Origin of the sequence: Pseudomonas sp. PSE1(2024), assembly GCF_050990555.1 — a bacterium.
Classification (GTDB): domain Bacteria; phylum Pseudomonadota; class Gammaproteobacteria; order Pseudomonadales; family Pseudomonadaceae; genus Aquipseudomonas; species Aquipseudomonas aphyarum.
In genome coordinates this window covers 2,620,096-2,629,774 of the sequence record NZ_CP158967.1, presented here as the reverse complement: position 1 = coordinate 2,629,774, position 9,679 = coordinate 2,620,096, and the positions used below count along the sequence as shown (strand labels likewise).

Here is a 9,679-nt window from a genome sequence, read left to right as displayed (position 1 = left end):
CCGCGGGAACCGCGAATCGACGCCGATGTCGCCTCAGAGCCGGCGTTTGCGATTGAGCGTCGGTATGGTGGTTTGCGGGACTTCCACCTGTTTTGCCTGCGCCGAGGTCTGCGCCGCCAGCGCGGCCAGGGTCGGCTGGCTGAACAGCGTCCGCGCATCGACGTGCAGCCCGGCCTGACGCATGCGCGCCACCAGACTGACCGCCAGCAACGAATGCCCGCCGAGCTCAAAGAAGTGGTCGTTGCGCCCGACCTGCTCCAGTTGCAGCACCTCGGCCCAGATCTGCGCCAGCCGGATTTCGACTTCGCCCTCGGGCGCCTCATAGCGGCGACTGAGCACCGCCTCTGCCCCCGGTGCCGGCAAGGCTTTGCGGTCGACCTTGTCGTTGGGGGTCAGGGGCAATGCGTCGAGTTTCACGTAAGCGCCCGGCGCCATGTACTCCGGCAAACGCTCCAGCACATGGGCACGCAAGGTTTCGATGGGGGGCGCGTCGAAGCCTTCGCGCACGGTGAAATACGCCACCAGTCGCTCGTCCCGCACCAGCACCACCGTTTCACGCACCGCCGGGTGCTCGATCAGCCGCGCTTCGATTTCCCCCGGCTCCAGACGCAGGCCGCGCAGCTTGATCTGGAAGTCGTTGCGGCCGAGGAATTCGATGTTGCCATCCGCCCGGTAGCGCACCAGATCGCCAGTGCGGTACAGGCGATCACCGGCCACGAACGGGCTGTCGATGAAGCGCTCGGCCTGCATATCCGGCAATCCCCGATAACCCCGCGCAACCCCGACCCCGCCGATGTGCAAATGACCGCTGACGCCGAATGGCACCGGTTGATCGTGGGCATCCAGCACATAGAGCCGGGTGTTGCTCAGGGCCTTGCCGATCGGCACCACGGTTTCCGGCACCGGTTGATCCGGTTCCAGCGTCCAGCCGGTGCTGTCGACCGTGGTTTCGGTCGGGCCGTAGACGTTATGCAGACGCACCCACGGCAGGCGTTCGCGGACACGCCGGGCCAGTGCGGCGGTCAGCTCACCGCCACCGTTGAGCACGTCGGTCAGGCTGGTGCACTGGCTGACATCATCCTGTTCGATGAACTGTTGCAGCAGCGCCGGCACGAACTTGACCACGGTGATCTGCCGTTCACGAATCACCTGAGTCACATAGGCCGAATCGCGGTTGCCGTCGGGGCGCGCCAGCACCAGCCGCAGGCCGGAACACAGCGGCCAGAAAATCTCCCACACCGAACTGTCGAAGCTGAATGGCGCCTTCTGTAACAGCGCGCCGTGCTCGGTCGGCGGGCTGATCTGCGAGCCCCAGTGGACCATGTTGCAGGCGCTTCGGTGCTCGACCATCACGCCCTTCGGCGTGCCGGTGGAGCCCGAGGTGTAGATCATGTAGGCCAGGTTTGAAGCGCTCAGACCCGGTACTTGTAGGTTTTCAGTCGATGCGCCCTGCCAGATGCAACGGTCGAAATCGATGACCGGCACACCCGGATCGCCCAACAGATTGCGGGTGGTTTCGTGTACCAGCACCGCAACCGGCGCGCTGTCCTGCAACATGTAATGCAATCGATCCAGCGGATAGTCGGGATCCAGCGGCACATACGCGCCGCCGGCCTTGAGAATGCCGAGCAGGCCGACTATCAGATCCAGACTTCGCTCGACGCAGATCGCCACCCGCGAATCGGGCTGCACGCCTTGCTCGCGTAGATGATGCGCCAGACGGTTGGCCTGTTCGTTCAGCTGGCGATAGGTCAGCTGTTGCTCGCCAGCCTGCAAGGCGATGGCGTCGGGCTTGCGTTGCACTTGTTGCTCGAACAGCACCTGAAGCGGCTGATCGAGCGGGCAATCGACTTCGCTGGCATTGAACTCGACCAGCAGTTGTTCAAGCTCCGCCGCCGGCAGGATCGGCAAGCGATTCAGCGGCTGTTGCGGGGTTTGCTCCAGGGCATCGACCAGTTCCTGCAACGCGGTTTGCACGTAGTCGCCGATGCGCTGCGCACCGATACTCATCAGGGTGCGCGTGGTGATCTGCAAAGCGCTGCCCAGATCATCAACGCTCAGGGTCATCGGGTAATTGGTGCGCTCTTCATTTTCCAGAGTCTGAATGCCTTGCCAGGCTTGGTCCGACGCCGATTCCTGCGCCTCAAGGTCGGTGTGCCGATAGTTGAGCAACGCACTGAACAGCGGCGCCGGCGACGCAACGCCGCTGCAACGCTGGGCCAGCGCCAGCGACGCGTGTTCGTGCCCGAGCAAGTCGGTCAATCGGGCGTGGGTGAGCAGCACCGCATCGCGCGCGCCCCGGTCCATGTCCACCCGCAATGGCAAGGTGTTGATGAACACTCCGAGCGCCCGGTCCGCGCCCTCGCCGCCCTGCATACGACCCATAAAAACGCTGCCGAACACCACATGTTCCTGCCCCGAGGTCGCCGCCAGCACCTGCGCCCAGGCCAGGTGAATCAGGCTGGCCACGCTGACGCCCGCCTGCCGCGCCTGAAGGCGCAAGCGCCGGTCCAGTTCCGGCGCTAGCGTGCGTACGGCTTCATCGATACCGCGCCCGTCGCCCTGCACATCCTGCAAGCCGAACGGCAAGGTCGGCTCGTCGATGTCGGCGAGCATCTCGCGGAAGAACGCTTCATGTTCCTGTTCGCTGACACCGAGCCGGGTCTGCGCCACGTAATTTCGATACGGCACCGCTGGCGGCAACGGTTCGCCCTGCCCCAGCAGATTGGCGCGCATTTCATGGCGCAGGACTTCCAGCGCGATGTGATCCAGCGCCAGGTGATGGAACAACAGAATCGCCACGATCCGCCCGTGAGCCGGGTCGCGCGCATACATCAGCCGGATCAGCGGCGCCTGACTGACGTCGATGCGATAGCGACGAGCATCGAAACGCGCGTGCAGTTGCGCGAGGACATCGCCCTCGGCCGGATCGAGGGTGATTTCCTGCACCGGCAATCCGGCTTCGCGCCAGACCACCTGCACCGGGTCGGTCAAACCTTCCCAGACCACCGCAGTACGCAGGATATCGTGGCGCGCCATGACCTGACGCAGCGCCGCCGCATAGGCCTCGACCCGCTCGACGCTGTCGAACGCCAGCTGCGATTGCAGCAGGTACGGATCGCCCTGCGCGGCAGTGATGTGGTGATAAAGAATGCCTTCCTGCAACGGCGCCAATGGATAAATATCCTGCACGTTGGCCGCCCCGCCCGGCACCGTGGCGATGATCCGGTCGAGGGTGGCCTGATCCAGTTCAACCAACGGCAACAGGTCCGGCGTGATCCGCGTGCAACCTTGCGGAATGCGGTTGGCCGGTACTTCGACCTCGCGGCCACTGCCCATCGACGCAGCCAGCGCCGCCAATGTCGGCTGGCCGAACAGCACGCGCACATCGCTGCTCATGCCGAGCTGACGCATGCGTTCGATCAGGTTGACCGCCAGCAACGAGTGCCCGCCCAGTTCAAAGAAGTGATCGTGACGCCCGACCTTTTCGACTTGCAGCACCTCGGCCCAGATCTGCGCCAGGAGGATTTCGACATCGCCTTGCGGGGCTTCATATTCGCGGCGGATCAACGCCTCAGGCCCCGGTGCCGGCAACGCCTGGCGATCCAGTTTGCCGTTGGCCGTCAGCGGCAACGCCGTCAAACGCACGTAGGCCGATGGCAGCATCGCGCTGGGCAGACGGGGCTTGAGGTGAGCATGCAGTTGCGTGATATCCAGCGGCTGGCGTTCGGTGAACCAGGCCAGCAACTGCCCGTCGCGCACCTGCACCACCGCATCGCGCACCGACTCATGGCTGCTCAACGCGGCTTCGATTTCGCCGGGCTCGATGCGCACGCCACGGATTTTCACCTGATCGTCGTTACGGCCCAGGTATTCGATAGTGCCGTCCTGGCGCCAGCGTGCGAGGTCGCCGGTGCGGTACATCCGCGCGTTGGGCTGGCGGCTGAAAGGATCGTCGAGAAAGCGTTCGGCGGTCAGCTCAGGGCGATTGAAGTAACCCCGCGCCACACCGGCGCCACCGACGTACAACTCACCGGGAACGCCAATCGGCACCGGACGCTGTCGGTCATCCAGCAGATAGGCCGTGGCATTGCTCACGGGTTTGCCGATGTGCAGCGTCCGGCCCGCTTCGATTCGGCCCGAGGTGGCGACCACCGTCGCTTCGGTCGGGCCGTAGTTGTTGACCACCGCGAACGTCTGCTCGCGATTGAACTGGCGCAGGCGATCACCGCCGATCAGCAGCGTGCGCAGGGTCGGGTGTTCGAGGTGCCGGCTGAAGGCGTACTCGGCAATCGGAGTCGGCAGGAAACTCACGTCCAGCGGCTGCGCGCGCCACCAGTCGAGCAGCGCGTCGATGTCTTCGCCGCCGTCGCGGGAAGGCGCCAGGTGCAGGGTCGCGCCGGCACACAGCGCGGGCCAGACTTCCCAGGCCATGGCGTCGAAGCCGAAGCCGGCGAGGCTTGAAGTGTGGCGACCGGCACACAGATCGAAGGCTGTGCAATGCCAGTCGACCAGGTTCGATAACGTGTGATGCTCGACCATCACGCCTTTGGGCTGGCCGGTGGAGCCGGAGGTGTAGATCACGTAGGCCAGGTGCGCGGTGGTCAGCCCCGAGACGTCGGGGTTGAGATCGTTGATCGGCCAGCCGCGCGAATCGATTTCGATCAGCGGCACGTCCAGCACCGGCAAGCGTTCGCGCAGATCGCGCTGGGTCAGGACCACGACCGGAGCACTGTCGCTCAATAAATAGCTCAAACGTTCCGCCGGATGGGCCGGATCGACCGGCACATAACCGGCGCCGGACTTGAGGATCGCCAGCAGCGCGACCAGTGTGTCCAGCCCTCGGCGGGCGACCAGCGCCACGCGGTCATCCGGTCGCACGCCGAGCCCGATCAAATGATGGGCCAGAGCGTTGGCCTGTCGGTTCAGCTCGGCATAGGTCAGCCGCAAGCCCTGGAACTCTGCCGCCACCGCATCCGGTCGCATTACGGCTTGCGCTTCGATGCGATGGTGGATGGTCAGGTCTTGGGGAAATTCAGCGCGCGTGTCATTCCACTGCTGCAACAGCGCCGTTTCGGCCGGCAGGCTCAGGCTGAAATCGCCCACCGCCAGCGCGGGTTCTTCAAGCCCCTGCTCCAGCACCCACAGCAAGCGCCCGCTCAGCGCCGCGATTTCGTCGGCGTCAAAGTAGGCTTCGTTGTACACCATGTACAAACTGTCCTCGTCGTCGCCCCGGCTGCTCAGCAGGTGCACGGACAGCGGCGTGCCCTCTTCGTGGTTCGACACTTTGACCACCCGCCCCTGCGCATCGCCGTAGCGGTACTCATGCGCGTCGCGCTCATAGGACACGGTCACTTCGAACAGCTGCGAGCGATCCTCGCGCAGCAGACCGAGTGCACGGTTCATCTCGCTGAGGGGGAAACGCTGATGGCGGAAATCCTGTTTCAACTCATCGCCAATCGCCTTGACCAGCGCCTTGAACGACAACTCGCGACCGAACCCCATGCGCACCGCGCTGACCTGGGTGAACAGCCCCAGGGTCGATTTGAACCGGGCGCCGGAACGGTTGAGCAGCGGCACGCCCACCACCCATTCGTCACGCTGGGCGCTGCGGCTGAAGTACACATGGATCGCTGCCAGCAGCACATGAAACGCCGACGCGCCGTACTCTCGGGCCACCTGCTTCATGCGTTCATGCAGGCGTGCCGGAAAGACTTGCGAGAAAATCCGGGTCGGTGCCGCAGCGCCGGCAAAGCGTTCCTGATAACGCGGCAACAACAGCGGCTCGGGACGGTGCTGGTATTTGTCCAGCCAGTACGCACGGTCACGGGCATAACGGGCGGACTGAAAATACCGCGCATCATCACGGATGAAATCGACATAGGACGGTGCCGAATCGGGCGGCTGCTGCCCGAGCGCCAGCGCGTTGTAAATCTCGTCGAGGGATTTGAGCATCTCGCCGAAACCCCAGCCATCGACGATCAGGTGATGTGCCTGGAGTGACAGCCAATGGCAGTCGTCATCGAGGCAGATCAGGCAAAACCGGAACAACGGCCCGCCGTTCAGTGTGAACCGCTGCTCAATGCATTCCTGAGTCAGTTGGCGTGCGGCGGAATAAGGGTCGGGATGGCTGCGAAAATCGTGCACCGGCATCGGCACCGGCATCGATTGCGCGAAACGCTGCAACGGCAGCCCATGCTCGCCGGCCCCCGGCAGCAGGCTGGTGCGCATGGCGTCATGCCGGGCCACGAGCCCTTCAAGCGCCGCCTGCATCAGCGCCGGATCCAGCGGCCCGGTCAGCTCGACATAACCACCGATGTTGTACATCGGCGAATTCCCCTGACGCACTTGATCGAGCCAGATATCGCGCTGGGCAGCGGTCAGCGGGAAAGCCTCGGAAATCGCGGACAGACCGTCCGCCGCGTCGGCAGCAAATTGGTTCATAAGATCCATCTCACGTGATTTGGCGCGTATTCAAGCATCGGCCCCGAAATCGGCGTGACACGTGAAACCCGGACAACCCTGCTCACTTCGTACAGTCCTGCGACCCAACAGGGCCGGACAGGTCAGCGATCCCCCTAAAAGTTCGGAAAGAAATGGCTGAAAATTCTGTAGGACAATCGCCACTCGCTGCTACCGACTAGCGCCTCGCAATTGTAGGGCGCGTCGGTCCGAGCCCCGGATTTCGGGGTTCGCACTAGACCGTACAGTCATGGACTACGAGAGCTTGCACATTGATCTGACAGAAACGTGACGCCATTTTTTCGGAAATGGTGGCACTTTGTGTCCCTGTTTTCCCCTACAGACGTAGGACAAATGCATAGGCTTAAATCCCGCTCCAGATCGATTTCAAGGAGAAAAGACTGGGTGGGCGTTTCACGGGTGCATGCACGGCAGACGATTCGGCAATGGCTCTAAATCAAGGATGACAAGGATATGAATCTGACCGGCAGTCTTCGCAACATGGAAAATCCGCACTTCTACTGGCAACTGGGTGAACTGATCGCCAGCACCGGCAACGAGCGTTTTGCCACGAACATGTTCCAGTTGGTCGACAACCTCGTGCCGGTCAATCGCGTCCATCTCAGTGAGTGGACCCTGGATGAGCGGGAAGCCAGCGTGGTCGAGATCAAGGCGTTGGGCAGTGCCGGTTTGCCGGACACCTTCCCGCCCCCGGAGCCGTTGCAGCACCCGGACGACCACCCGCTGCTGCAACAGATGATCGAGATGAACGACTCGCTACTGATTCAACTGAAAGCCTCGCTCCAGCATCGACACCCGCACCACAGCGTCCACCAATGCAATCTGGTGTCCCGCACGTCCAACCGCCGTTGCGTCATCTCGTTCTACCGCCCCCACACGCATCGGGTGTTTTCCCTGCCGGAGCTGTCGTTCCTCAAGCGCCTGTCCGACACCCTGTTGCCCCTGATCGAGCGCCACGCGCACATCAGTCGACAAGCCATCGCCCGCCAACCCCGCGCGCCACAAGCCGATCAACCCCAGACGCCGTTGCAACAGGTGTTCGACGAACGCCTGGCGTTGGGCGACATCACCCTGTCGGTGCGCGAAAAAGAGGTCTGCCTGGGCCTGCTGACCGGCGGCACCGTGCCGCAAATGGCAGAAAAGCTGCGGGTCAAGAACAGCTCGATCGAGACCTACCTCAAGCGCGCAGCCGCCAAGCTTGGGGTCAGCGGCCGTCATGGTCTGGCGAAATGGATGGCCGGGGCCTGATCCGGCGTTTTTCTCATCACGGGCGCCCGGCGTCCGCTCTCATTCGTGAACGAGGCTGTTTGATGTCCAGGTTGCCGATTTCCCTGCTGTCCGCCGCGCTACTGCTGGGCGGTTGTTCGTTGATTCCCGATTATCAGCGACCGGCATCGCCGAGCGCGGCGCAGTATCCCCAAGGTCCGGCGTATGCCGCGCAATCCCCGGTCACACCCCGGGTCGAGGACTGGCGCGCGCTGTTCAATGACCCGGCGTTGCAGCAATTGATCGAAAGCGCACTGGTCAACAACCGTGATCTGCGGGTGGCCGCGCTGAACGTCGAGGCGTTTCAGGCGCAGTACCGCATCCAGCGTGCCGATCTGCTGCCGGCGGTGTCGGCCAACGCCAACGAATTGCGTCAGCGGGTGCCGTCCAGCGTGACCCGCACCAAGGCGGCGATCACCTCGACCTATTCGGTGAACCTGGGCATCAGCGCCTATGAACTGGACTTCTTCGGCCGGGTGCGCAGCCTCAGCGAGCAGGCGCTGCTGACCTGGCTGTCCACCGAAGAGGCCCGGCGCAGTGCGCAATTGAGTCTGGTGGCCAACGTCGCCAACGCCTACCTGACGTGGCGCGCCGATCAGGAGTTGCTGGCGCTGGCCCGGGAGACGCTGGCCGCCGACGAACGAAGCCTGCACCTGACCACCCGCAACCGCGAGGCCGGCAAGTCTTCGGCGCTGGACCAGATTCAGGCGCAGACCAGTGTCGACAGCACCCGCGCGAGCCTGGCCCGTTATCAGCGTCAGGTTGCCCAGGACTTGAACAGCCTGACGCTGCTGGTAGGCGCGCCGGTGCCCGAGCACCTGCCGGCGCGTCCGCTGGACAGTGATCTGGTGGCTACCGTGCCGGCCGGATTGCCGTCGGATCTGCTGCAACGCCGGCCGGACATTCTCCAGGCCGAATACAAGCTGCGGGCCGCCAATGCCAACATCGGCGCGGCGCGGGCGGCGTTTTTCCCGAGTGTCAGCCTGACGGCCAATGCCGGGACGTCCAGCCGCGATCTGTCCGGGCTGTTCAAGGGCGGCTCCGGGGCCTGGACGTTCCAGCCGCAGATCAACCTGCCGATCTTCAACGCCGGCAGTCTGCGTGCGAGCCTTGATTACGCGAAGCTGCAAAAAGACATCACCGTCGCCGAGTACGAAAAGACCATTCAGACGGCATTCCAGGAAGTGTCCGACGGCCTCGCGGCGCGCCAGACCTACGAACAACAACTCCAGGCCCAACGCGATCTGGTGCAGGCGACCCAGGACTACTACGACATGGCGCAGCACCGCTATCGAAGCGGCGTCGACAGCAGCCTGACGTTCCTCGATGCCCAGCGTTCGCTGTTCAGTTCCCAGCAAGGACTGATTACCGACCGGTTGGCGCAACTGGTGGCGCAAGTGAACCTGTACACCGCGCTGGGTGGTGGCTGGAGTGCTGGTGAGGGATCAAATCATCAGTAACGCTATATATTCGAAGCCAATAAATGGAGTTGCCCACCATTTCCTATCAGTCTGAGCAACTGTCAGAAATGACAGTAGAAGGTAAATAGGTGGAATCATATGCTCCCTTTACTCGGAATTTGCCGAGATCAACGAAGGGAGCACATTCGATGGCGGATAAAATCACGAAATTCCTGCCCTACAACATCGAAGGTTTCGATGCTGTGACAAAGACTCTCTCAGTGGCACGGATTAGCCCGCCCGGAGCGAAGATTCAAGCCCCGGCCGACTCAAACATAGAGAGACTTATCTTTACGGGAGCCAACAGTTCGGTAGATCTGCACATGACGAATTTCCTGAGTACTCCGATGATGGAATGCACACTTCCCATATGGTTTTTGATGAACAACCTGGGCGCTGTCGTCAACTGCCTGTTCCGATCATCGCCCAGCGGAGTTGTAATCGCTGACGATATGAAAATCGTCCCTTGA

The 9,679-nt window shown here is 62.9% G+C and carries 4 protein-coding genes; 3 read left to right on the top strand and 1 reads right to left on the bottom strand.

The genetic code is table 11. The annotated features are described in order from the left end of the window. Positions 1-33 precede the first annotated feature (33 nt). Entirely contained in the window at positions 34-6,444 is a 6,411-nt protein-coding gene (locus ABTV87_RS11980) for an amino acid adenylation domain-containing protein (RefSeq protein WP_433899576.1), read from the bottom strand. Between the two features lie 492 nt (positions 6,445-6,936). Between ABTV87_RS11980 and ABTV87_RS11975 the strand changes: the two genes are divergently transcribed. From ABTV87_RS11975 to ABTV87_RS11965, 3 genes are all read left to right on the top strand, one after another. Next, positions 6,937-7,731 carry a helix-turn-helix transcriptional regulator gene (locus ABTV87_RS11975; protein ID WP_085608940.1) on the top strand — a complete coding sequence of 265 codons (795 nt, stop codon included), beginning with the start codon at positions 6,937-6,939 and terminating at the stop codon, positions 7,729-7,731. A 62-nt stretch (positions 7,732-7,793) separates the two neighbouring features. Next, positions 7,794-9,209 carry an AdeC/AdeK/OprM family multidrug efflux complex outer membrane factor gene (adeC, locus tag ABTV87_RS11970; RefSeq protein ID WP_221533114.1) on the top strand — a complete coding sequence of 472 codons (1,416 nt, stop codon included), beginning with the start codon at positions 7,794-7,796 and terminating at the stop codon, positions 9,207-9,209. Between the two features lie 149 nt (positions 9,210-9,358). Beyond that, positions 9,359-9,679: a hypothetical protein gene (locus ABTV87_RS11965; RefSeq protein ID WP_221533113.1), complete on the top strand. Its 321-nt coding sequence runs from the start codon at positions 9,359-9,361 to the stop codon at positions 9,677-9,679.